Annotated in this window: 24 protein-coding genes and 1 pseudogene; all 25 read right to left on the minus strand. The window is 29.0% G+C overall.

Annotation, left to right across the window (positions count from 1 at the left end):
* Positions 1-6 precede the first annotated feature (6 nt).
* A complete protein-coding gene (locus QLQ96_RS01405; RefSeq protein WP_482494071.1) occupies positions 7-816 on the minus strand; it encodes a hypothetical protein in 810 nt (269 codons plus the stop codon).
* Positions 817-916: 100 nt separating this feature from the next.
* Positions 917-1,798: a hypothetical protein gene (locus QLQ96_RS01410; protein ID WP_482494073.1), complete on the minus strand. Its 882-nt coding sequence runs from the start codon at positions 1,796-1,798 to the stop codon at positions 917-919.
* The gene (locus QLQ96_RS01415) at positions 1,798-3,231 is read right to left on the minus strand and encodes an MBOAT family O-acyltransferase (RefSeq protein WP_482494074.1); all 1,434 of its coding nucleotides are present in this window, start codon (positions 3,229-3,231) and stop codon (positions 1,798-1,800) included. Before QLQ96_RS01415 ends, QLQ96_RS01410 begins: the two co-directional genes overlap by 1 nt.
* Before the next feature lie 3 nt (positions 3,232-3,234).
* Positions 3,235-4,185 carry a hypothetical protein gene (locus QLQ96_RS01420; protein WP_482494076.1) on the minus strand — a complete coding sequence of 317 codons (951 nt, stop codon included), beginning with the start codon at positions 4,183-4,185 and terminating at the stop codon, positions 3,235-3,237.
* Between the two features lie 25 nt (positions 4,186-4,210).
* A complete protein-coding gene (locus QLQ96_RS01425; protein ID WP_482494078.1) occupies positions 4,211-5,638 on the minus strand; it encodes an MBOAT family O-acyltransferase in 1,428 nt (475 codons plus the stop codon).
* 195 nt (positions 5,639-5,833) lie between these two features.
* Positions 5,834-5,972: pseudogene (locus QLQ96_RS01430) on the minus strand (hypothetical protein); the annotation flags it as partial.
* Between the two features lie 350 nt (positions 5,973-6,322).
* Entirely contained in the window at positions 6,323-7,777 is a 1,455-nt protein-coding gene (locus QLQ96_RS01435) for a UDP-glycosyltransferase (protein ID WP_482494080.1), read from the minus strand.
* Positions 7,717-8,838 (minus strand): UDP-N-acetylglucosamine 2-epimerase, encoded by a 1,122-nt coding sequence (neuC, locus tag QLQ96_RS01440; RefSeq protein ID WP_482494081.1) that lies wholly within the window; start codon positions 8,836-8,838, stop codon positions 7,717-7,719. The genes QLQ96_RS01435 and neuC overlap by 61 nt, the downstream gene beginning before the upstream one ends.
* 5 nt (positions 8,839-8,843) lie before the next feature.
* Positions 8,844-9,884 carry an N-acetylneuraminate synthase gene (gene neuB, locus QLQ96_RS01445; RefSeq protein ID WP_482494083.1) on the minus strand — a complete coding sequence of 347 codons (1,041 nt, stop codon included), beginning with the start codon at positions 9,882-9,884 and terminating at the stop codon, positions 8,844-8,846.
* Positions 9,881-10,546, minus strand: a complete 666-nt coding sequence (locus QLQ96_RS01450; protein ID WP_482494085.1) for an acylneuraminate cytidylyltransferase family protein — start codon at positions 10,544-10,546, stop codon at positions 9,881-9,883. The genes neuB and QLQ96_RS01450 overlap by 4 nt, the downstream gene beginning before the upstream one ends.
* Complete coding sequence (locus QLQ96_RS01455; protein WP_482494088.1) at positions 10,546-11,640, minus strand: glycosyltransferase family 4 protein; 1,095 nt, start codon at positions 11,638-11,640, stop codon at positions 10,546-10,548. Before QLQ96_RS01455 ends, QLQ96_RS01450 begins: the two co-directional genes overlap by 1 nt.
* Positions 11,641-11,662: 22 nt before the next feature.
* On the minus strand, positions 11,663-12,739 hold the full coding sequence (locus tag QLQ96_RS01460) for a glycosyltransferase family 2 protein (RefSeq protein WP_482494092.1): 1,077 nt from the start codon (positions 12,737-12,739) through the stop codon (positions 11,663-11,665).
* A gap of 3 nt (positions 12,740-12,742) precedes the next feature.
* The gene (locus tag QLQ96_RS01465) at positions 12,743-13,621 is read right to left on the minus strand and encodes a beta-1,6-N-acetylglucosaminyltransferase (protein WP_482494096.1); all 879 of its coding nucleotides are present in this window, start codon (positions 13,619-13,621) and stop codon (positions 12,743-12,745) included.
* A gap of 1 nt (position 13,622) precedes the next feature.
* A complete protein-coding gene (locus tag QLQ96_RS01470) occupies positions 13,623-14,645 on the minus strand; it encodes a glycosyltransferase family A protein (RefSeq protein ID WP_482494098.1) in 1,023 nt (340 codons plus the stop codon).
* The gene (locus tag QLQ96_RS01475) at positions 14,642-15,778 is read right to left on the minus strand and encodes a glycosyltransferase (protein ID WP_482494100.1); all 1,137 of its coding nucleotides are present in this window, start codon (positions 15,776-15,778) and stop codon (positions 14,642-14,644) included. The genes QLQ96_RS01470 and QLQ96_RS01475 overlap by 4 nt, the downstream gene beginning before the upstream one ends.
* Positions 15,775-16,680: an alpha-1,2-fucosyltransferase gene (locus QLQ96_RS01480; protein ID WP_482494102.1), complete on the minus strand. Its 906-nt coding sequence runs from the start codon at positions 16,678-16,680 to the stop codon at positions 15,775-15,777. The genes QLQ96_RS01475 and QLQ96_RS01480 overlap by 4 nt, the downstream gene beginning before the upstream one ends.
* A gap of 47 nt (positions 16,681-16,727) precedes the next feature.
* Positions 16,728-16,976 (minus strand): hypothetical protein, encoded by a 249-nt coding sequence (locus QLQ96_RS01485; protein WP_482494105.1) that lies wholly within the window; start codon positions 16,974-16,976, stop codon positions 16,728-16,730.
* Between the two features lie 468 nt (positions 16,977-17,444).
* On the minus strand, positions 17,445-17,720 hold the full coding sequence (locus QLQ96_RS01490; RefSeq protein ID WP_482496902.1) for a glycosyltransferase family 2 protein: 276 nt from the start codon (positions 17,718-17,720) through the stop codon (positions 17,445-17,447).
* Positions 17,721-17,786: 66 nt separating this feature from the next.
* Positions 17,787-18,749 (minus strand): glycosyltransferase family 2 protein, encoded by a 963-nt coding sequence (locus QLQ96_RS01495; RefSeq protein WP_482494106.1) that lies wholly within the window; start codon positions 18,747-18,749, stop codon positions 17,787-17,789.
* A 50-nt stretch (positions 18,750-18,799) separates the two neighbouring features.
* Positions 18,800-19,783, minus strand: coding sequence for a glycosyltransferase family 2 protein (locus QLQ96_RS01500; protein ID WP_482494108.1), 984 nt, complete (start codon positions 19,781-19,783; stop codon positions 18,800-18,802).
* Positions 19,780-20,706 (minus strand): glycosyltransferase family 2 protein, encoded by a 927-nt coding sequence (locus tag QLQ96_RS01505; RefSeq protein ID WP_482494110.1) that lies wholly within the window; start codon positions 20,704-20,706, stop codon positions 19,780-19,782. Before QLQ96_RS01505 ends, QLQ96_RS01500 begins: the two co-directional genes overlap by 4 nt.
* A 4-nt stretch (positions 20,707-20,710) precedes the next feature.
* A complete protein-coding gene (locus QLQ96_RS01510) occupies positions 20,711-21,517 on the minus strand; it encodes a class I SAM-dependent methyltransferase (protein WP_482494111.1) in 807 nt (268 codons plus the stop codon).
* 7 nt (positions 21,518-21,524) lie between these two features.
* The gene (locus tag QLQ96_RS01515; RefSeq protein WP_482494112.1) at positions 21,525-22,805 is read right to left on the minus strand and encodes an ABC transporter ATP-binding protein; all 1,281 of its coding nucleotides are present in this window, start codon (positions 22,803-22,805) and stop codon (positions 21,525-21,527) included.
* Positions 22,806-23,669 carry an ABC transporter permease gene (locus tag QLQ96_RS01520; RefSeq protein ID WP_482494114.1) on the minus strand — a complete coding sequence of 288 codons (864 nt, stop codon included), beginning with the start codon at positions 23,667-23,669 and terminating at the stop codon, positions 22,806-22,808. It abuts the gene before it with no gap.
* A 129-nt stretch (positions 23,670-23,798) separates the two neighbouring features.
* Complete coding sequence (locus QLQ96_RS01525; RefSeq protein ID WP_482494116.1) at positions 23,799-25,766, minus strand: polysaccharide biosynthesis protein; 1,968 nt, start codon at positions 25,764-25,766, stop codon at positions 23,799-23,801.
* Positions 25,767-25,814: the final 48 nt, after the last annotated feature.

The raw sequence follows: 25,814 nt of genomic DNA on the forward strand, positions 1-25,814 counted from the left end.
TATTTATTAAAAAAAGTCTTTTATAATTTTTGCTGTAAATTTTTTTGCTCCCATATCATTCATATGACCACAATTCGAGAAATACTTATCTTCAATCACCTTATTTTCATAATTATAAATTTCAGGATATAATCGATTTACCTTCATAAAATAATCCTTTCCAACCGCATTTTCACATACTGGAGTCATTACGGCAATAAGATTAATATTATTCAATTTGCATATTTTTTTTATTTCCTCATAATATCTATTTCTTTTGGGTTGAAAATCTAAAATTTCAGGTTTCATATTTCCATTATTATAATGATTCAAGGCATTATACCCGCCATTATCAAGCTCTTTGTTTTTTTTATTTAATGCATAAAAAAACATTTCTCTAAAGCCAATTTTCGTATCAAATTTTAGATATCTGTAGAAAGGGATATAATAAATGCTATTAAAATCATTCTGACTCTCAAAATGTTTTTTAACAGATTCTGAATCGTGCAAATATGGCAAAAATCTCAAAGACATTCCTTCCGATTTACCTTCAGATCTTAATGTGACATCGACATCAATTATTACATTTTTGATTTTATTTTTTTTCTCTAAAAGCAATTTCAAAATCAAATCAGATTCAAATAATTTTGATCCTTGCATTCCGAAATTAAATGCTTTTAGACCTTTATCTGTAAACATTTTTGTCACAAAATGATTATTTGCTCTTGACGAACCCAATATCACCACATCATATTCTGTTGGTGGAGAATTATATATAAAACCTATTTTATCTCTTTTATTAGATTGAAGAAAAAAATAAGAATAAATCTTATCCATTACTAGCATCAAAATAAAAGTCAAGATCAAGATCTTTAGAAGATAAAATAAAAATTTTCGGATATCCATATAATTCTTTTACAATAGAAATGAACCGCTACTATTTCTGAAAAAAATCTTTAATAATTCTTCCAGTAAACAATCGCGCTCCCTCATTTGTCATGTGCCCACATGAAGAAAAGTATTTGTTTTCAACAACTGAATTCTCGTAATTATAAATTTCTGGATATGCTTTTTTAACTTTATCAAAATAATTCATCCCTACAACATTTTCACACATTGGAGTCATAACAGCAATAAAATTAATATTATTCTTTTTGCATATTTCTTTAATCTCTTCGTAGTATTTATTGTGTGGCAAAGGATTTAAATTGACAATATTATTTTTCATATTGCCATTTTTATGCTTTTCTAAAGGATGGTATCCTAAATTATCTAAAGAATTCGTTTTCTTATTTATAAGTGTAAAAAATGTTTCCCTCCAACCAATTTTACTATCATATTTTATATATCTATAAAATGGTATATAATATAATTCATTGAAATTATTTTCATTTTTATAACGTTCTTTGATGATTTCAGAATTATGAATGTATGGCAAAAATAAGGCAGCAATCCCTTCCGCTTGATGATCGCCGGCAAGATTTAGATCTGCTTCTAGAATTACATTCTTGATTTCGTATTTTCTTTCGATCATTAATTTCAGCATTAGTGAGGCTTCAAACAAATGTCCTCCACTCATTCCGTAGTTGAATGTTTTTAATCCTTTGTCTTCAAACATTTGCGATACAAAATGATTGTTGGCTCTTGAAGAACCAAGAATCACTACATCATATTTTTTTGCTGTAGAATTAAAAACAGTTTCGATTTTTCCACGGTTTCTTGACTGCATAAAAACATAAGTATAGAATCCGTCTAAAATAACCGCCACCAAAACTGTTAAAAGGAAAATTCTTAAGATGTATAATAAAAACTTCTTCATTAAAATTGGAAATAAATAAATTCTTTATAATCTGAATAAGTTCCAAAAGCGATAATAGCCATAATCGCTAAAGCCATTTTTAGCATGCTTCTTTTTCCTGAAATTGGCTCAACTTTAGTCTTATTATTCCACTCGACTAAAACAAATAAACCAATCATCAATACTAATTCATAATTATATCGCTCGTTATCTAAATATTGAGGGCTAAATTCTGCATTAGTAAATATTCTCTTTAGATATAAAACGGCATCCGTTATGGTACGTGCTCTAAAAAATACCCACGCAACGCAAGTCAGTAAAAAAGTCGATAGAATACTAATAAGCACTTTTACTGAATCTAAATTCCATTTTAAAGTAATAGAATCCATGTTGTTTCGATTGCTATTAGACAATAATAGAGGAAGGAAATAAACAGCATTTATGAATCCCCAAACAATGTATGTCCAATTGGCGCCATGCCAAAAACCGCTAACGATAAAAATGATAAATGTATTTCTAATTTTCATCCAAAGTCCGCCTTTGCTTCCTCCTAACGGAATGTACAAATAATCTCTGAACCATGAAGAAAGAGAAATATGCCAACGGCGCCAAAACTCTGCGATATCTCTTGAAAAATAAGGGTAATTGAAGTTTCTCAATAAATCTAAACCAAATAATTTAGAAACTCCAAGCGCAATATCCGAGTATCCAGAAAAATCTCCATAAATCTGAAATGCAAAATAAATTGCTCCCAAAATCAATGAAAAAGAATTCATTGAAGGATAATGGTCAAAAATAGCATTGGCATACACGGCACAAGTATCGGCAATAACCACTTTTTTTACTAAACCCCAAACAATTTGATATACTCCTTCTTTTGCTTTATCTAAATTAAATTCACGTTTTACTTTTAACTCCGGCAATAAGTGCGTTGCTCTTTCTATTGGTCCTGCAACTAAAAGTGGAAAATAGCTTACAAAGAGTGAATAATCGATAAAGTTGTATTCGGCTTTTATTCTTTTATAATAAATATCAATTACATATGATAATCCGTGGAAAGTGTAAAATGAAATTCCGACAGGAAGGATTACATTCAACAAAAACGGACTTACTTTAAATCCGAACGAAGTAAACATTTCTGCAAATGAAGTGGCGAAGAAATTATAATATTTAAAAATTCCTAAAAACCCTAAATTCACTAAAATACTAAGCCAAAACCAGAATTTACGCTTTTTTTCTGAGTCACTTTTTTCAATCTGAATTCCAGTGAAATAATCTAAAAATGTAGAAAAAACTAGTAGAAATAGAAATCTCCAATCCCAACATGAATAAAAATAATAACTCGCAACAATTAACAAAGCATTTTGCGTGCTTTTAGTTTTATTGAAGACAAACCAATAAAGGAAAAAAACTATTGGCAAGAATATGGCAAAGGCCAAAGAATTAAAAAACATAACTTAATTTAAAAATTTATACATTTTTTCTGATATTTTATTTGAAAACTCATTAGCGCCTTTTTCTGTTAAATGAAATGTGTCATAATAATTTTTATCAAATTTTGAAATATCATCATAAGCCATATCAATAAATAATAGATTTTTATCTTTTTTTTGCAACAAATTTAATTCATTAACTATAAATTTTCTTTTCAAATTATAATTTTCTGTTAATCTCAATTTGTGTTCAGGCATCCAAACCAATATAATTTTTGAATTTGGCTTTAATCTCGATCTATAAAAATCTATCGTTTGATTTAAACGACTTATTTCTTCCTCATAATTAGATTTTACTTTTTCACTTTGAAATCTTTTTAAATTATGGCTATCCAATTTAAAAGCTATATTTTTAGGAGAAAATCCATTAAAAGTTTTAACATTCTTCTTTACTGAACTAGAAAAATTAGCAACTATCCCTTCTTTTACTAATCCAAAATTTTGATTGTATTTTAGTAATGGAAAAAATTTAAAATAATTAAATTTAGTATCAAATTTTGAAGTTAAACATTCTAAATCTTTATTATACAAAAAGGGATAAAACTGATACTCCTCTGGAATTGCATTGTTTTTTATAAAATAGGCTAAATCAATATTTTGAATTACTACTTTAGGAATTTTATTTTTTTTTATATAAATATCAAATTTGTCCTGCTGTAAATTATACCCCCCAGCATTGAAACTTAAATTGAAACAACTAGATTTTAGTTTTTCTCCAATAATATCTGAATTATAACCAACGAAACCTCTTGAAGATCCATTAATTATAATATCACTATTTATTTTTCCATCTAAAATATTTTTCCAATCATTAATTTGAGTGTTTTTTAGATTACGTAAACCACTGTCTAAAAAATATTGAATACCAAAAGCAATTATAAAAATTACTAGAATAATTTCAACAATATATTTCAAAAAAGCCTTCATTAAAAAACTCGGATTAAAACTGAAAATAAATAAACTTACTTTGAATATCGAACTGCCCAAATAATAAAATTAGCAAAACTGTTGTTATTATTTTGATTCTCGAAAATTGATTAAATAAAGGGCACTCTTCTTTTCTATTCATCCATTCCAATAAAACCAAATAAGACAAAACAATCACAATAATAAAGCTTACTTGGTTCTTTAAATCGTTTGCATTAAAAGTAAAAGAGATTATTCTTTTAATATAATCTAATGCCATATGAATATTTTCAGATCTAAAAAAAATCCAAGCAAAACAAGTCAAACCAAAAGTAAATAACATACTTGCAATCACTTTAAATGATGAAATATTCCATGAAAGAGCGGTATCTTCTAAATTATTTCGATTTATTTTTAACAGTAATAAAGGTAAAAAGTAAAGTGCATTAATGAATCCCCAAGCGATATAAGTCCAATTGGCTCCATGCCAAAAGCCGCTGACTAGAAAAATAACCAAAATATTTCTTACTTGTTTCAATTTTGAGCCTTTACTTCCTCCAAGCGGAATATATAAATAATCTCGAAACCAAGAGGAAAGTGAAATGTGCCAACGACGCCAAAATTCTGCAATATCTCTCGAAAAATAAGGATAATTAAAGTTTCGCAATAAATCAATACCAAATAATTTTGAAACGCCTAAGGCAATATCTGAATACCCCGAAAAATCTCCATAAATCTGAAAAGCAAAATAAATTGATCCTAAAATCAATGAAAATGAATCCATCCTCTCATAATTATCAAATATTTTATTTGCAAAAACAGCACAATTGTCTGCAATGACCACTTTTTTAAATATCCCCCAAATAATTTGAGAAAGTCCTTCTTTGGCTTTTTCAAAATTAAATTCTCTTTTTATTTTTACTTGTGGCAATAAATGCGTTGCTCTTTCTATTGGTCCTGCAACTAAAAGTGGAAAATAGCTTACAAAGAGTGAATAATCAATAAAGTTGTATTCGGCTTTTATTCTTTTATAATAAATATCAATTACATATGATAATCCGTGGAAAGTATAAAATGAAATTCCCACAGGGAGGATTACATTCAACAAAAACGGACTTACTTTAAATCCGAACGAAGTAAACATTTCTGCAAATGAAGTGGCAAAGAAATTATAATATTTAAAAATTCCTAAAAACCCTAAATTCACTAAAATACTAAGCCAAAACCAGAATTTACGCTTTTTTTCTGAGTCACTTTTTTCAATTTGAATTCCAGTGAAATAATCTAAAAATGTAGAAAAAACTAGTAGAAATAGAAATCTCCAATCCCAACATGAATAAAAATAATAACTCGCAACAATTAACAAAGCATTTTGCGTGCTTTTAGTTTTATTGAAGACAAACCAATAAAGGAAAAAAACTATTGGCAAAAATATGGCAAAGGCCAAAGAGTTGAAAAACATAAATTTAAAATCAGTTGAAAATAAAACAAAACAAAAGTCTCTCGATCATTTAGCGATTCCATTTGTTAATGAATTCCTGAATTGGAAGATAAAAATCTTGGACATTTTCTTCCACTTTTTCAGATTCCCAGTCCCACCATGCAATTTGCTGCAGTTTACTGATGGTTTCAGGATCATATTTCATTTTTATTATTGTTCCTGGAATTCCGCCCACTATAGCATAATCAGGAACATCTTTCGATACAACAGAGCCAGCCAAAATTGTAACTCCGTTTCCTATTTTAACGTTTGGCAGAATAGTAACATTCATGCCGATCCAAACGTCATTTCCAATTATAGTTTTACTTTCTGGAGTAACAATGTTTTTTTTTAGTTTATTTTTTGATTTTTCATCCAAAAAAAAACTATTACTCAAATGATTAAAGTGCGGAAAAGTAGTAATCTCACTAACTTGATGATGTCCGGAATCTAATATAAAATTGACATCATTTGCTATCGAACAATATTTTCCTATTTCTAATGCTGAATTATTGTGCCACTGCCAAACAAATGCACCATTGTGATAGGTTTTATATCCTATAGAAACATTTTTAGCAAGATGCAAATAATGCTTATTTTGTCCTTTTAAGAATGTATAATATTCATTCCCGAGAATTTTCCACGCTATTTTTCGTAAAAAACTTTTCATTTTACTATCTGCGTTATTGCCTCCCAAGTACGCTGGGAAGCTAATTGAGGAGGGTGTTGATTGATTATTTTAAACCACTCTTTTGCTTGCGCTTTGATTTCATTACTGTCTTCCAATACTTTTTCAATTGAATCAGCAATTGAAGTTGCATTATCCAGAAAAAACACTGGATTTTTTTCAGGCATTGACCTAAAATGCACGTATTTGTAGCACGTAAAGATATCCCAGTTTTTGTCTACTTGATTTTCTTGATTGTATCGAAAATAGCCACATGGCTTGTCATAACAAATAAAATCAAAAACCATTGAAGACCCAATATTTACTACCATTTCTGAATGATAAACGGTATTAGTTAGCAAGTTAACATCCTCTTTTGTTGGCAAAACAGTATTCCATCCTTCTCCAATTTTTTCCCAACTCGGATTAATTGAAATAATTAAATCTTTATTCTTAGCTAAAACCTCATCATATCTCCCTGAAAAATCAACGGGACAACGTCTAAATATAATGCCTAATGAATGATTCTTCTCTTCATTTAATTTTCGTACTGCATTAGCAAAATCAGACAAATATTCTGGATCATCTGGACAAGTAGTTGCATCATCTCCTGAATAGCAGATGTATTTTTTATTTAAATCCATCTTATGCTTACCAAAGAATTGCGCCTTATCTTCGATAATATCTTGATCAAAATGGCTTTCAAATTGTGGAGTTCCTACAACAAAAATCTGGTTTCCATTTATATATGGATAATACTTTTGAAGTTCAGTCTTCATGTGTTCGCTCCAGACAAAATAATAATCCGTTTCAACCACCATTGTAGCTTTTGGCAAGTTATCCCAAGAAAAAATAAAAGTTCCTGTCGGTATTTTAAGTTCGTTGGCTGCTAACAAAGGCGCTATTGCCAAAACAGGACGCTGGTTGGTACAAAACACAAAGTCAGGTTTTTCCTTTCGAAGCGTTTCTAAACAACCTTTATAAAACTCCGTTTCCCTTTCTTGTTTTTTTATGTTTTCTCTAACCTTTTCTAAGCCTTTTTCCGAATTGTTTATTGAAATAAAGAATTTTGCAAAACAACTCTTAACTGTACCTTTTATAGTTTTAAAAGAAAACGGAAAACGATAGGAATCGTAAACAGTATCTTTTTCTTTTTTTATGCTAAGATTAAGCTCAATATGTTTTCGAGCATTTTTGTAACTATCTGTTAAAGGATTTGGCTTCGCATTTTTAATTTTAATTTCATCAAAGCCGATTTTTTTTAAATCAAATGGCGTATTATTCCAATACGTTATATCAAAATTTTTCTCTAATCCAATTTTATAAAAATTAGAAAAAGCAAAATTTCTAAGCCCAACTCCGTCTGGCAATAAAATAAAAATCTTTTTAGGTATCAACTGTCTTTGAATTGTTTTTGGTGATTGAGTTGCCAAATATCCGATTTCTGAAGACAATTAAGAAATAATTCTGCACTATTTCCTTGTCCAAAATCATTCTCCGATTTTTGCACTTTATGAGAGTCTATAATTGAAAGAGCTCCTTCAATTTCTTCTTCAGAATAATCTACATTTATTATATCGGCATGTACCGCTCTATTTTGCTGTCTAGTACCAATGTTAATAATCGGAATACCATAGTAAGGTGCTTCACGGATACCGGCACTACTGTTTCCAATAATGAATTTGCTATTTTTTAAAAGAGTCAAAAAGTACTCAAAACGAAGTGAAGGAAAAATTTTAAATCGTTCATTATTTTTTAACTTCCCATAGCTATCCAAAATAAACTGGCTCCCTAAATCATTGTTAGGATAAATAACTACATAGTTGTGGTTATCATTAAGCAAGGCAGAAACGAAATTTTCTGCATATTGTTTCATTGCATTTATTTCTGTTGTAACAGGATGAAACATTACAATTGAAAAATCAGCATACGGAATTTTATAGTATTCTTTTACTGTTGTCAAATCTGGCAGTTGTTCCGAAAACATAATATCGATATCTGGAGAACCAATTGTAAAGACAGATTCTTTTATCTCTCCCATTTGAATCAATCTTTTTTCGGCTTCGGCATTAGATGCAAAATGTATATGGCTCAGTTTACTTACACTGTGCCTTATCAGTTCATCAACCGTTCCAGAAACTTCGCCACCTTCAATATGGGCTACGAGAATATTGTTAAGAGATCCAACTATCGCGCCGGCCAGAGTCTCAACACGATCACCATGAACGACTATCATATCTGGTTTTATAGTATTGCAATAACTTGAAAATCCTTCTATAGTTTTTGCAAGAGTAAGATCCATAGTGGTTTCATGAGTATGATTCACGAAAGTATGAATGTTTTTAAAATTGCATCGTTCGATTTCAATTAGGGTATACCCATATTCTTCTTGCAAATGCATACCGGTTACGAAAACAAAAACTTCAAATTCTTGATGTTTTTCAAGAATTGTGATTAATGATTTTATTTTTCCAAAATCGGCTCTGGTACCCGTTAAAAAGAGGATTTTTTTCATTGATATTATTGAATATCTTCCCAAGTTAATTGTTCATCATTCTTAATATCTCTTGTTGCCGTTTTACCGATTATATCATTAAAACTTTCAGCTAAAATTTTTCCAGTTCCAGGTCTTTTTACCCAAATATTTTCTTTGGTAAAAACTTCTCCTTTTTTAATTGAAGCAATAGAGCAAACTGTTGCAAAAGCAAAATCTATAGTTACTTGCTCTTCATCAGCAGGTTTTTTTGTACCTCCACGCATTTGGGCAATTTCTGCACTTGAAATGATTAGTTCGCGACAAGCGCTTTCATCCATACTGCACACAATATCTGGACCTGTGCGTTGCATGTGATCTGTAAAATGTCTTTCTAAAATACTAGCTCCTAAAGCAACAGCTCCTAAACATGCATTGTTATTTAAAGTATGATCGCTTAAACCGAAAACTTTATTTGGAAAAGCTTGATTCAATTCGACCATTGCACCAAAACGAACCAAATGAATTGGTGTTGGATATAAATTTGTAGTATGCAATAAGGCAACAGGAACATTATATTTATCAAATACTGCTACTGCTTTTTGAATGCTTTCAATCGTATTCATTCCTGTACTTAAAATAACAGGTTTTCCAAAAGAAGCAATATGCTCTAAAAGCGGATAATTATTGCATTCACCAGATCCTATTTTGTAAGCAGGAATATCAAATTTTTTTAGTCTTTCGGCTGCTGCTCGAGAAAATGGTGTCGAAATAAAAATCATGCCTTTGCTTTCTACATAATTTTTAAGTTCTAATTCGTCTGCTTCGTTAAGCGAACAGCGTTCCATAATTTCATATATCGAAACATCTGCATTTCCAGGAATGACTTTTTTGGCAGCACCAGTCATTTCATCTTCAACAATATGCGTTTGATGTTTTACAACTTCTACTCCAGCTCTCTTAGCGGCATCTACCATTTCTTTGGCTACTTGAAGAGACCCTTCGTGATTAATTCCGATTTCGGCAATCACTAATGGCGGGTAATCTGGGCCAATTTTACGGCCTGCTATTTCGATATATGGATTCATTTTTTTGGGTTTTTATATAAATATTGAGCGTAATCAAAATCTTCTTGCGTATCAATATCAACGCTGGCAAAAATATGATTTATCTCAAATGGTAAAGCATCTTTTGATATAATTATATCATTTAAAATTTTTTCAGATTTTGTAATATAAAGTAAGCCATTTTCAAAGAAAAGAGCTTCAAGATCTTGGCTTCTTTGTCCTATTTCATAATTAAATGGTATGAACTTACCATCAGTTATTTTTCCAAATTTCTGATGATTTCGAGAAACTGTAAATAAGCTGTCATGATTTCCTTTTAAATAAAGATCAAATGCATCTTTGAGTAAGTTCTCTGGACGCAACGGATTTGTTGCCTGTAATAAAATTACATTCTCGACATCTTTCTCAATTGATTCTAAAACATGCTTTAATGCTGTTACTGTCGGTTCCAAATCTCCACACAAAGATTCTGGGCGATCGATTACTTTTGCACCATATTCCAATGCAATTTTCTTGATTTTATCATCGTTTGTCGAAACATAAATCTCATCAATTATTGCACTATTTTGTTTTGCATACAAAATAGAATGAGCCAAAAGAGGAATATTACCTAGTAATTTTGTGTTTTTTTCTGGTAATCGTTTTGAACCTCCTCGCGCAGGAATTATTGCAATAGTTTTCATTAGCTAAAATTCTTTTTTGCGTTGTCAATAATTGTATTCATTCCTTCATTCCAGCTTTTTGTAGAGTATAAATTTTCAGGAATCGAAATATTATGCGTTTCTTTTTCCTCTAGAAATGATTCTATAGCTTGTACCCAATCTTCAATAAAGTTGGGATTTTCAATCAGTTTTCCTAGTTTTCCATACTGTAAAACTTCTGGAACTCCTCCATTTGCGGAAGCAATGCAATAACAACCAGAATGTAAAGCTTCAATTAAACTCATTCCAAAACCTTCATGCCAAAGTGTGGGAAACAAATAACAATCTGCCATTTGATAATACTTTGGCAAATCATTATTGGGTATTCTTCCTAAAAAAGACACTCCTTCCATTTTTATATCTCGATTTGCACCGATTACTAAAAGAATGGCGTCATTCTGAGTTGCGTGAATTCTTTTCCAAACATCTAAAATAAAATCTAGTCCTTTTTTAGGACGATCCTGAGAACACCAGATAAATACTTTTTTATTGCTAATTCCTAATTGTTTTCTTATATTTTCTTTTTCTTCAATATTTACTTTATGAAACTTAGAAGTATCAATTCCGTTATGTAAAACTGAAAATTTTGTTGGCAGAACTGTATAATATTCTTTATGTGCTTTATAAGAGTCATTAGTCAACAAAATCATTTCATCTATACCCTCAAAAAACCATCTCCCTAAAAAATTTTCATAAAATGGAGGAAACCCATGGTAAAAGAATTGCAAATAGCATTGATTCCTTTTGTTTTTAATTTTTAAAAATTCAAGTAGCGGTTTTACAATTCCAAAATTATCAATGATTTGGATAATGAATTTCTCGTCTTTTCCAATAATTTTTTCAAGTGCATTAAAATATCCTAAGTAAGGATTTTTAAAAAATTTCTTTTGGACTTTTAAAAGATTATTATTGGCTACGAAACCATAATCTATTCCATTGTATAAAGTTTCGGGCTTCTCACAAATGATATAATCAATAGAGTGATTATTGCTTAAATAATTATGATATAAAGTTGTCCAGCTCCCGATATGAGAGTATGGTAAAGGAATTTGGGAAATCAGAATTACTTTTGACATTTTGAGGCTTTGTGTATCTTTCTTATTTTTTTATTTTGAATGAAATACTATTTAAATCATCACTAACCTCTAAAAAATACGGAAGTGTATGATAAAATGAAATAGTATGTAACAACAGTAAATCATTAATTTCTTTTAAAGTATAATATTTAGGGACTTTCTTACCTAAAAATTTCTTCATTTTATATTTCAATGAATTTTGGAAAGGATCTTTTACAAAACGAAGATTTAAAATTCCATCTTTAAAATTAGGCAATTCACTAAACAGAAAATGAGTGATAATTTCTTTTTTATTAAACATTAATATTTCTTTCTCATCTTTCTTTAAGTCTTCAAAATCATTTTCTGAAATACCTATTCCCCAATTTGCATTATTTACCTCTGCTTTTTTATTTTGAATATTTCCTAACAGTTTTTGATAATTAATTCTCACAATGTCTGTCAATTGCAAATCTTTTGTAAGGAATTTTTTTTCTGCTTTTCTATAACTAGTATGCCATTGATGAAGCATTAAAATTTCTTCAGAATAAAAAATACTTTCAGTTCCATTTTTTTCTAATCGATTGTGTACATCGATGTCTTCTGCACCCCAAAAATGCAAAAATTCATCGTATGCTGTTACTGCTTTTAAACCCTCAAGATTAAATAATGATAATCCCTGTGCTCCAACCTCGCTACTGAAATCAATTTTAAAATCTTCAAATTTCTTATCTGACTTAGATTCTTTTTCATTAAGAAAACCAACTTTAAAATAATAACCTTTAATTGGATTTTTTAATTCATAAAGTTTAGAAATAAAATTCGGGCTAAAAATCATATCAACATCAGCTGTAAAAATATACTCTGTGGCAACATTTCTAAGTCCTATGTTAATTGCTTTAGCTCTTGACCAAGGCTGAAATTCTGAGTAATTATAAACATATTTTGCAAATTTATAATTAGAAACTAATTCCTTAATAGTAGATGCAGAGACTGAATCTGAACCATAATCTACTAAAAGAACATCAAATTCAGAATTTGTCTGCTCCTTAAGTGAATCTAAAGAACGCTTAACTCTCTCAGATTCTCTATTTCTATATGGATAAATTATAGTGATCATAAATTAAACTCTAAGATAATTGTCAATATGTTTCAAAATTTCTGAATTTTCATTTTTAAACTTTCTTGCAAAAAATGCACAATTGTCTCCATATTCATTATTCACAATACTATTTTCAAAAATCTCAAGATGTCTCTCTGAAATAAAAGCAGGACCGGGAGCAATTCTCCAATCAACATAAGTTAAGTTTCCTTTCAGATTTTTAATATTCGAATTCCCAATAATTGTAGGTATTAGGATCTCTTCACTACAAAATGAATTTTTAAAAAATCTCTCATATTTTGGATTATCTTCTAAAAAGTCTAAAATATAATTAACGGTTGAATGGGTTAAAACCCACCATGTAGGACCAAAAAAAACTCTTTTAAAAGGAAAGTTTTTTTTAGGAAAATATAAACTAATTTTTTTCTCCAAACGTAATAAGACTTTTATCCAAATGGGTTTGTTCGGTTTTCTTCTGTAAAACAGATCAAAATAAAAATTGGTTATCCAGCCTTTTTTAAATTCGGCAGGAAAACCTTCTTTTATACTTACAAACTCTCCGCCCTCGTTTAATAATGAATATAGAAAATCATTGTTTTTTATTGGATAATCGCTTCCGCTGATTAAAGCATAATAATCATAACTCCCTTTAAGCGCTTCTGCCATTAAATTAAGAATGGCTTTTTGGTGCGACCAGCCTCCCCACCAAACTTTATGCCTTTTGATGAATTTAATATTTTCAAATTCATTCAAGTTTGTAGGCATTAAAGAATTTTTATCAATATGAATGAAAAAACAAACATTCTTATCATTTAAAGCAGCTATCAATCTTTTCAAGTGCTCATAATCATGATAAGCCGTTATGAGATAAGCGATTTTAATTTTATTTTGCGTATCCATTTTAAATCAAATAATTGCTAGCTTCCTCTTTTGAAAGTCCTTTCCATCTTAAAAAATACCTCATCAATTTTTTATTTAAAATAAATTTGCCAAAAGCTTTACTTTTAATAATATAAAGCCATTTTGAGCTAGATTCTATTGATGTGAGTTTAAAATCAATTTCTGAGGAATCTTTTTGTAATTTTGAAACTTCATCATACATCCATTCTTCTACGACATTCCCCATATGAAAAGCATAATTATCTTCTGTAGATAAACGCCAAAAACCATTTTGTACCACCGGAATATCTAAGATTTTACTTTCGCTGTCTCCTCCTAATTTATAATTAGAATATTTTACCCCCAAGCTGTCAAAAATTTCTCCCCTATATGTTCCTACAAAATGTCCAGCTCCAATAACAGCTTTATTGCTGTTACTCGACACTGTAAAATATTTTTCTAAATGAGTTCTATTGTAAAAATCAGGATTTCCAACACTAACGGCAAAATTTTTTAAAGCTGACGGGTTTTTAACTTTTGAAAAAGCCAGTTTTTTTGAAAAAAAATTATCCCAATAAATATTGGAAGTATGGGTTCTTAATGAGCGAGATGATGGCGTAGGACAGACTACTCCAGCTTTAGGAAAATTTTCAAAAATAGAATGCGTCGCTTTTTGCCAGCCATTCAGAAATAATACATCTGAATCTGTAATTGTAATTAATGGGAAATTATGCCCAACTATGCCTTTTAAAATCGCATTTAATTTTCCAATGTTTGTTGTTTCTAAAATTTCATGGATTTTTTTCTCCGAATACAATTCCTGCAAATAATTCTTTACCTCATCGCAACTTCCATTATTGACAACAGTTATAAAAGTTTTTTTATGAACCGTATGAAATAAGGACTCTAAACATAGCTTAAGAATAGCCAGACTATTTTTAAAATAATCATTTTGGTTTGGAATATAAACTGGAATAATAATTTGATGAGAATATATCAAACTAACAGTTTCCTGATCTTTGTTCGGATTAAAACCTAATCTCATTTCATTATAGTTTTATACATTTCAACAACTTTCAATTTGTTCTCAAAATAATCCAATCTATCGTTTGCTATTTTTTGGTTTTTTAATGATGCGTTTTCGAGCAAATTAAAATTTGAAATTGCTTTTAGAATATTTTCTTTAATTTCTTCGATAGATTCTGGATTTTGAATTAAAAAACCATTTTCGTTATTGATAATTATTTCTTCTGTAACCCCACCTGGATTTGACTGTATTGGAAAAGCTCCCATAACAATTGCTTCTAACAATGTATTAGCCATTCCATCTGAAATATTATTTCCAATGTAAATTAAAGATTTTCCCATTAATTTAGTTAATATGTCATGAGACAATTGATTTCTTCCATAGTAACTAAAGTCCAGTTTATGTGCCTCAATGTAATCTATTACACTTTGATGTGCTCCAAAAACTTCTATCTCATAATCCTTTATTTCAGACATTAATGAATGAAGCGCTTTAACAATATTTAAACCTCTCCCAAAAATATGCTCATAACCTTTAACTAAGATGATTTTTCTTTCCTGAAATGGCACTCTAAAAGGCTCTAATTCTTTTATTTTATATCCTGTACCACCAGGTATTATACCTAAATATTTTCCTGAAAAGTTTAATTTACTTGCCAAATCGAAATCTCTTTTACAATCTGTATGTAAGTAATCAACCCTTTTTAATACTTTTTTTATTTTCGAATTATGATCTCTAAAATTCATATAATAAAAAATATCATTGCCCCAACATGAATACAACCATTTTATTGTTGGAAGCTTAACCATTGTTTCCAATATTGGATACGAACAGCTCTGCATTTCGAAACTATGAACAATATCTGGTTGAATATCATTTATTATATTTTTTAAAGCTTCGTTTGCAGTTACTTCAAGAAATGGAAGAATTTTTTCATACAGATTGGGAAGTTTTTTACTTAGAAAATACTCCCCTTTTATATGTGGGCTCTTTCTTTTTTTCCAACCTGTAAATTGAGTAACCGAATCTAGAGTTTCTAATTTTCCTCTGTCTAAAACATCAAACCAATATAGATCGAAATTTGTGTCTTTGAGATTCTCTATCCATCTAATTACATGAATTGACGGCATTGAAACTAAAAGGATTTTCATTTATGGAAAACTTTATTAATTATTTTTTTCAGAAACAAAATACTTTGTGTTAAAGCAAAATGCATAAAATCAAATATTTGAAAACTTTTTCCCTTGATTGTTAAACCAAGAAATTTTAATTCGATATTCTTCTTTTTAAAATCAAATGATATCCATCTTTCTGGAAAATAGTCTGAATCGTCGTTTATTTTGGCTATTTCTCCTCTAAAATTTTTTAAAGGTCTTACAATTTTGCTGTTTTCTTTTTCTCCAAGCCATGCGCACCACCACGAAAATGTTGAATTACTAATAATAAAATCCTTTCCATGAGAACTAACTGCTAATTGTTCTATAGCTGAAAGATTTTCTAGAAAAATTGCATTTTCTAAAAACCCAAAATGATACTTACAGTATTTAATATCATCACTGGTAAAAATTAAATTTCTCTCTTTCCAGTCTGGAAAATTTTCTTTTAATGCCAAAAAATAATATTGATAAGGCAGTTGATAGTAATCTGGATGATAAACAAAATCGCCTCTTCTTACAGAAATAAAAATTGTTTCCTTCTCAAATAAATATTGGTATTTCTCTAAAATTTCTTTTACAAAATCAGTTTTAAATTCAAATATTTTTTTTGTAAAGGCTCTATCAAAATATTTTTCAGATTGTAAGGCTCCATTAACATCAAAATTTCCCGAATCTAAATTCCATTCGTGAAATGCATATGAGTTTTCAACTATCTGTTTAAATTGAAAATCTCCATCTTTATAAAATTGAAAATTATAATTAAAATTTTTCGCGTAAGGCCATTCCGGAAATACAAACTCATGTCCATTTTTTTTCGCAATTCCAATAGTCGATGCAATTTGAAAAAGCTGATTTCCTAAATTCCCTTTTTTTCCTAGACTTTTAAATGTAAGCACTATATATTATTTAGTATTTCTTTTTTAAATATAATTATTATGAATAATTACTTTAAAGCATGATATTTTTTTGCCGTTTTTAGTTCCTCAATATTTAAAAAACGATATCCTTTTTTCACAGAAATCAATAATAATATTCCTGTTAGAATTTTAATTTTATTTATTGGTTTCAATTCTATTTGAAATGCATTAATCGCAACTCTCTTAATTTCATTCCAATAATGACCTAAAGAAAAATTTTGTCTTAAATTTACCAATGTCATTAATTGTTTAAAAAGAATGAATTTTATTAACATTTCTCTTTCTTTCTTTTTTAAAAGTATTGATTCTGATTTTAGATATACAAATACTTTTTGATAATATTTAAATAATGATAAAAAACTGTCAATATTTGCAGATGAATTACCATCAATGCTTTAGTGTCCTCTTCTTACATAAAACAATATTTCATTTGTATATTTAAATTTTAGCACCTTCAGAAAGTCTAGCAAAATTAAAATCTGTCTCTTGAGCATTTGACAATGTTTCATCAAAAAGATTTTTATTATTTAAAAAATCTCTTTTTCATAAGAGTGAGGGAGTAAGAAAATTTAGTTTTCCAATAATGTAGTTGTATAAAGAATTTTCAAGACTATAAATTTGGGGGTTATTCAAACCCACATTTTCAATCTGATCTACAAAAGTTTCTGAAAAACTGACACAAAAACTCAAATCTTCATTTGCAGATAATATCTCTATTTGCTTTTTAAGAAAATCTGGATGCATTATATCATCACTGTCAAACCATTTAATATATCTCTACTCAATTCAAAGCCATAATTCCTGCATGAATTAGCTCCTTTTATTCTATTTGAAGGTCTTAAATGATATTGAAATCGCTTATCATTTTCAATATATTTTGCCATCAATTCTTTTGTTGAATCAGTGCTACCGTCATCTATAATTAGACATTCCCAATTTGTATGACTTTGATTAATAATGCTATTAAGCGTTTGGCCAATTAAATCTCCTCCATTAAAGGTGGGAATTATTATGGAGATTTATTAGTTAACATATAATGTTGCTTTTATAACTGATGTAAATAAATGGATCGAAATAATGGAAAATTAATTCCTATTTAAAAAAACCTTTTTCATAAAAAAGTAAATTTTTCCAAAGAAGAGATAAAAAATCTTTATCATCCATATTTTAAAGAAAATAAATAAATAATTATGCGCTATACAATATTTGGAAATTCTAAATAATAAAAAATATTGTATTCTATTTTTTTTTAGTATCGCTTCTTTCAAATAGAATTTATTATAATCAATAGCGTATTTGTAAAATCTTCTTAAATGCTGAATTTTGTTATTCTTTATTAAAATTAAATGTTTGTCTAATAAATTAGAAACATTTTTTATCTCTTCAAAATAACTCTTTTCCAATTCTCTTGACAAAGAATTATTATGCTTTCTATAAAAAATTAAAGATTCATTTAGGATAAGATAGTTTGGATTAAAATAAAGCATATTCATATTAAAATCCCAATCGTCACAATTAATTATGTTCTCATTAAAAAGAAAAGGTCTCTTTTCTAAAAAAGTTCTTCCCCATAAGGGTCCTGAAATATATAATGCAATTTTCCCAGAGAAATAGTCAAATATTAAATCATCAGTAGCTATGTTATTTTCTCTTATTTCAAGATTTTTATCAAAGTCATAAAGGCTTAATTTGCATATTATTAAATCAATATCTCCTGTAAAAAGAGAGGCCTTTGCTTCTAAACAATTTAATTTCATAACATCATCGCTATCAAAAAATTGTATAAATTTTCCTTTGCTCTTTTCGAAGCCGAAATTTCTGCAAGAATTGGGTCCCTTTATTTTTTCAAGTGGTCTTTTATAATATTTAAATCTATTATCTTTTTCAATATATTTAGATAAAACCTCAGCTGAATTATCTGTAGAACCGTCGTCTACTATTATACATTCCCAGTTTTTATAAGTTTGTAATAAAATGCTATCTAATGTTTCAAGTATTAAATGTGCTCTATTATAAGTGGGTATTATTATTGAAATCAATTCAGACATAAATTTATTTTCTTAATTGTAATTAAATACTTTTATAATTTAAACTAGTCTTAAAATAAATATTTTTTGAAATATTTTTCTATTCTATAGCTCCCTTTATTAAACAAGATAAAGGCACATCCAGTAAAAAAAAATTCAACTCCTAATTTTTTATTTATCAAATAGAATTGAGGTGAAGCATTTTTAACAATAAAAAAATTTTTTTTTAAATGTCTCTGTTCCAAACCTCTAAAGAAAGAATCTATTATACCGAAAAAACAATCTGTTATTAATTCTCTATCATTTAATTGAATACTTCTTTTCAAATTATCGATGACAATCATCATTTTAGATTCCTCAAATAATTTTATATAACTATTGTTTGCAAAAGTTTTTGTGTTTTCATGTTGACGATACAAAAACAATGATTCATTTAAAACTACATATTTATGCGGACTCAGATTATAAAATAGTCTTGAAAAAAGTTCCGATTCTTGACCTCTTGCAATGTTAACACTGAATAATTCTTTATTTTCCAGAAAACTTTTCCTAAAAAGAATAGATGGAGTAAGGATTTGGAGTCTCCATAAGACATAATCTTTAAATAAAAAAGATTTCACATCCAAATCGATATCCTTCAATGCTTTCAAATTTTGGTCGGTATAAGTTCCTGAGCAAATAACCAGGTCAATCTCTTCTGAAAATAATTCAAGCTTTTTACTAATAAAAGTATCAATCATTATATCATCATCATCAAACCAATTGATAAACTCACCTTTACTTAATTCAAGTCCATAATTTCTAGAAGCATTTCCACCTTTTATTCTATCTAAAGGACGATGATATAACTGGAAACGACTATCTTTTCTAATATATTCATTAATCATCTCAACAGTATTATCGGTTGAGCCATCATCAACAATAATACATTCCCAATTTTGATAAGTTTGTGCTAGTAAGCTATCTAGTGTTTCACCTATTAAATGTGCACGATTAAAGGTGGGGATAATTATAGAAACAAGCTTTTTGCTCATATTTGATAAATTATTACTCATTTCTTCACTAATGATAAATCAAGAAAAGCATACTCATTATGAATACTTTCTTGCTGTATGCTCTTTACTTGTTTATAATTTTTTAAAGTCTTAATTAAATAACTCAAATTATAAATAAAATCTCTTCTGTTAAATGATAGAATCGATAATATGCTTTTATTTAAAATAAACCTGAGCATTCGATTTGCTGTCCATGAATTGTTAGGATTCAAAAGCTTTAAATCATTAAAATTTAAAAAGTTTTTTAGAGTAGGTTTTCTATCACTCACATCCCTATCATGTAAAGCAACAGATTTAGGCACAATACCGACTTTTAGCTTCTTAAATTGACATCTATTGACATAATCATTATCTTCTGCATAATGAAAAAAATATGGATTAAAGCCTCCTACATTTTGCAATGTTTCTTTTGACAGCAACCAGATTGCTGCATTAACAAAATTAACATCATAAATATTTTTCAAATCATTCCTTAAAAAAAGGTCTGAGTAAAAATCTTTACAGTTATTAACATTAACATAGGTCTGAAACAACAAATCCATTGTGTTTCCTTTACCATTTAAATGTACAGGACTTAAGATACCATATTCTGGATTTGCTTGCATTTGTTCAATCAGAAGCCCTATTGTATCTTCTTTTAAATAGGCATCTTGATTCAATAAAACAAAATACTCACCTCCTTTTTCTAAAGCGATATTTAGCCCAATATTATTTGCTGCCCCGAAACCTAAATTTTTATTTTGCTGCACTAAAAGAACATTTTTGAATTTTAGTTCAATAAATTCAACGGTACCATCTGTGCTACAATTATCAATAACAATAACATTAGATGATACTGCACTATTTAAAATACTATTTAAACAGTCCTCAATCCATTGCATTCCATTAAAAGTTACAACAATGACAAAAATTTTATTATTCATATTTTTATTTTAATATTCTTTTCAGAAACTTAAATGGCAACAAAACTGCATGTCCCACTTTATAGGTATTACTTGTTCTGATATCGGCTAATAATTCATCTTTAATAAAATCTCCCCCATCAAAAAAAGAAATATTCTGTTCTTCAAATACAAAATCAGACGCAATAGCGATTAAAAACATCGGATTTATTGTTCGCCTAGAAATCATAGTATAATTACCATAGAAATAGTTTGAATTTTCTACAATAGTATCATCCTGAATAATTGAGCTTCCATTGTTATAAGTTTGAGATAGCAATTGAAAATTATTGAAATAGTTAGAAATTAAACTCGTAAATTCATTTTTATATAATTCTTTAACATGGAATTCATTTGCGATATCTCGAAGCTCAGAATAATGTAATTTATCAGGGGTAGATATTATTAATATCCCTTCAGATTTTAAAACTCTTTTTATCTCTGACATCATTTTTTCATGTTCATCATGATGCTCAATTGTTTCAAAACTAACTATTACATCTACACTGTTATCTGCTAAAGGAATATTACTTGTACTTCCTTCTAAAAATTCTATATTATTTGCTTCATATTTTAGTTTAGCACGAGTAATAGATTCTTTATCAATATCAACACCATACACAAAAGAAGCTTGTTTACTAATTAAATTAGTACCATAACCTTCACCGCTAGCTATATCAAGTACAATTTTATCTTTTGCAAAAGTCTCTGCAATTGCATACCTATGCAAATGCTCAGTTGCAACTCGGTTATATATAAAAGTTTCTAATCTTTCTCCTGTCCAGTTTTTCATAAATATTTTATTTCCAATTTAAAATTGGCCTCACAATTCCTGGAAAATTTCCATTATAATTCCCTCGAGCTGTATCGCCTCCAAATTCATCAATTACGTTAAATCCTACTATATCCATCTCATGAAATTCAACAACAAATGGGTTATATCTCATGATTGCAAAACTACATGTATAAGTCCCTTCTGCTAATAGATTCCCTGGAATTGTTATTTTTTTTGAGTAAATTCCTTTAGCTGGCGATTGCTCTAACGTCAAAGATTTTTTATCGTGAGAGCTCAGAATATGAATATTTTCATTGTTAAATAAGTTAAACCCATGTGTAAAAACATGTCCTTCCTCTAAGATTTCGTATGTAAACTGTATTGTTATAGAGTTTGTTATTGAATGGTTTAATTCTAACTCATCATTCTCATTTAAGACTTTTGCATTTAATAAACGTAAAAAATTAGTTTTTGGACTTGATTCTATATTCCACTCTTTATGAGCAAATTGCTTTTCATCATCGAAATATTTATTGACAGCTTCTTCAATATTTCCCTCAAAAATTACTTTTCCATATTCTAAAACAATTCCTTTTGTACACAAACTTTTCACTGCTGCCATATTATGGCTAACAAACAAGACAGTTCTTCCTTCGCCTTTAGAGATATCTTGCATTTTTCCAATTGCCTTCTTCTGAAACTCAGCATCACCCACTGCTAAAACTTCATCGACTACTAAAATTTCAGGTTCTAAAAAAGCCGCAACGGCAAATGCCAAACGAACTGTCATTCCAGAACTATATCTTTTTACTGGAGTATCGATATAACGTTCGCAACCAGAAAACTCAATAATTTCATCAAGCTTAGAAGTAATTTCCTTTTTGGTCATTCCTAAAATGGCTCCGTTAAGAAATATATTTTCTCGTCCTGTCATTTCACCGTTAAAACCCGTTCCAACTTCTAATAGAGAGGCTATACGTCCACGAGATTTAATACTTCCAGTGGTAGGAGCTGTTACTTTTGAAAGAATTTTCAAAAGTGTAGATTTTCCTGCCCCATTCTTTCCAATAATTCCTAAAACTTCTCCTCTTTGAACTTCAAAATTAATATCCTGTAGAGCCCAAACGTAATCTGAAGTTCCTTTTGTAGAACGATCGTTAATATCCCCGATTTTTAAATATGGATCTTCCTTTCCTCGAATTTTATGCCACCATCGATTAAAATCATGACTCAAAGTTCCCGTTCCAACCTGTCCTAAGCGATATTGCTTAGAAATATTTTCGGCTTTTAATATAATATCTTTCATTTATACAGTGTCTATAAAGCTTTTCTCTGTTCTATTAAAAACCAATAATCCAATTAAAAAAACAGTTAATGTAACTACCATTGTATATACTAACCCTAAAATCGATATATTACCAACATTTAAAAGCATATGTCGAGAAGTTTCTATTATATAAGCTAATGGATTGTACTCTACAATCCAACCTAATTTTGGCAATTTTTCCTTTATTAACTCCATAGGGTACATTACTGCCGATATATACATCAATAATTGAACTCCGAATCCAACCAAGTTATTTAAATCACGATATTTTGTAACCATCGAAGAAATTACCATTCCGATTCCTAATCCTAAAATCCCCATGAATGCGATTAATATTGGAAAAAATACTATCGAGCTATTTAAGCTTAAATTTGCACCTCTCGCATAAAAGAAAATATAAAAGAAAATAAAGATGCAAAACTGAATTCCAAACTTAATCAAGTTCGAAATTACTATAGATAATGGAGTTATAATTCTCGGAAAATACACTTTTCCGAATATCCCAGCATTAGATTTAAATGTATCTGAAGTTCCATTCAAACAAGCAGTAAAATAATTCCAGACCATAATTCCAGCCAAATTAAATAAGAATGGCGGTATGGAACCTGTCTTAATTCCGGCTACATTATTAAATATAATCGTAAAGGTTATAGAAGTAAATAAAGGTTGTATTAAATACCATAGAGGACCTAAAACAGTTTGCTTATAAACTGTGATAATATCTCTTTTGACAAAGAGCATCAACAAATCTCTATATTGCCAAATTTCTTTAAAATTTAGCGAGAAAAATTTATTCTTGGGTGTTATTTCAAACAGCCAATCATTTGTGTTTTTAGAATCCATTAAAGAAGAACTTGAAACCTTGCTTTAAATTTTAACAAGATTTTTAACATTTAAAAATTAGTTTAAAATATCAAAAGGCGTTTAAAAAAACACCTTTTGATTATATTTGATTTGTATATTTACTTAATATTATTTGTCTAAAACTTCAAAAGTAGAATTCATACTCTTAAATTCTGGAACAATTTTCTTCATCTTAGCCACAATATCATCATTCTCATAAAAATCGGCAATACCGATTAATTCATCTACTTCATTATGAAGACTTTCATATTCATCTTGAATTTCTTGTGCAATCATAATCTTATTATGATAAGTTGGAAGAGTCTTAGAAGTGTCGTTTAACAATTCTTCATAAAGTTTTTCTCCAGGTCTCAAGCCAACAATTTTAATTTTAATTTCTTTATCTGGTATAAAACCGGCTAACTTAATCATTTTTCGCGCTAAATCAATAATTCTAACTGGTTTACCCATATCAAAAATATAGATTTCACCTCCATTACCCATCGCTCCAGCTTCTAAAACAAGCTGACAAGCTTCTGGAATGGTCATGAAATAACGTATAATGTCTTGATGCGTAATTGTTACCGGTCCTCCCTCTGCAATTTGCTTAGTAAATAATGGCACAACAGAACCATTGGAACCTAAAACATTTCCAAAACGAGTTGTAATGAACTTTGTTCCGCCTTCTAAATTTTCTCTTTGATTTTTTAAGAATAAAGATTGCACATATTTTTCTGCAATACGCTTACTAGCACCCATAACATTACTTGGGTTCACAGCTTTATCTGTTGAAACCATTACAAACTTCTTTACATGATACTTACAAGCCAAATCAGCAAGATTTTTAGTACCTTTTATATTAGTTTGAATTGCCTGAGAAGGGTTTTCTTCCATTAAAGGCACATGTTTATATGCCGCCGCATGGTAAACGACATGAGGATTGTAATTTTTGAAAACTTTTTCAAGTGCTTTTTTACTCCTTACATCTGCTATTACTGCAACAATTTTTGTATTAGAATTCATTGCCTGAGTTTCAAGACACAAATTGTGGAGTGGTGTCTCAGCATGATCTAAAACAATTACATTTTTTGGATTAAAATTAAGAACCTGTCTCACAATCTCACTTCCAATAGAACCAGCTGCACCAGTAATTAAAATTGTTTTATCTTTTAATTGTTTAGAAATTGATTTACTATCTAGAACTATAGGTTTTCTTTCCAATAAATCTTCAATCTGAATATTTTTTACTTTCTGAGAAATCTCTTTTTGATTTTCCCAGTCTGAAATCAACGGAACCGTATATACTCTGTAGTTAAATTCTAAACATTGATCAACAATAATAAGTTGTTCGTCTTTAGTCAAACTTTTATCTGCGATAATCACTCCCTCCGCTGCAACAGATCTCATTAGTGCAGGAAGCTTTTTTCTTAAAATTAAAATCGGAAGATCTAGCATACGCTTAGATGCATTCTGATTATTTTTATCTACAAATCCGACAATTTTAAATCGTGAAGGTGTTTCAAACTTTAAGGCATTTGCTACTGAAATTGCATTTGCATCAGTACCATAAATTACTGTTCTTACAAGTTTAGTAGTCGCCTTTTCTGAAAAATACATCTCAAAAGTCTGTTTTACTATAACACGATATAAAAACAGTCCGCAAAAAGACAAAACTAAATTGATAAAAAGAGCAGTATTTAAAAATGCTTTGTGTCCAGTATAAAGTTCAAATATTAAATTTATAAACAAAAAGAAGACCAAAACCGACATTTGAGAAAAAAGCAGTTTTATTGCATCAATATATGATGAGTGTCTAATAATTCCTGAATATGTCCTAAAGAGCCAAAAGAAAAATATGTTTACGGTTATTAGACTTGCTACAAAGTAAAAGTCATGTGATGTAATAACATATCCTATTGCAGTACCGTCAAAAAGTAAATACGTAAAAGAAAATGAAAAAAACAAGACCATTACATCAATAGCAATAATAATCCATCTAGGTAGATAGCTTAAATTATTGATATTAGCTCTAAGATTTCTTGGAGAAAAGGTCTTATATAACAAAGAGCTTATGGTATTTGGTTTTTCTGTATTCAATTTAGCATTTTTTAAGTCAGTAAAATTTGAACTTTATACAAAAATACA

Source organism: Flavobacterium sp. B167r (assembly GCF_056824315.1).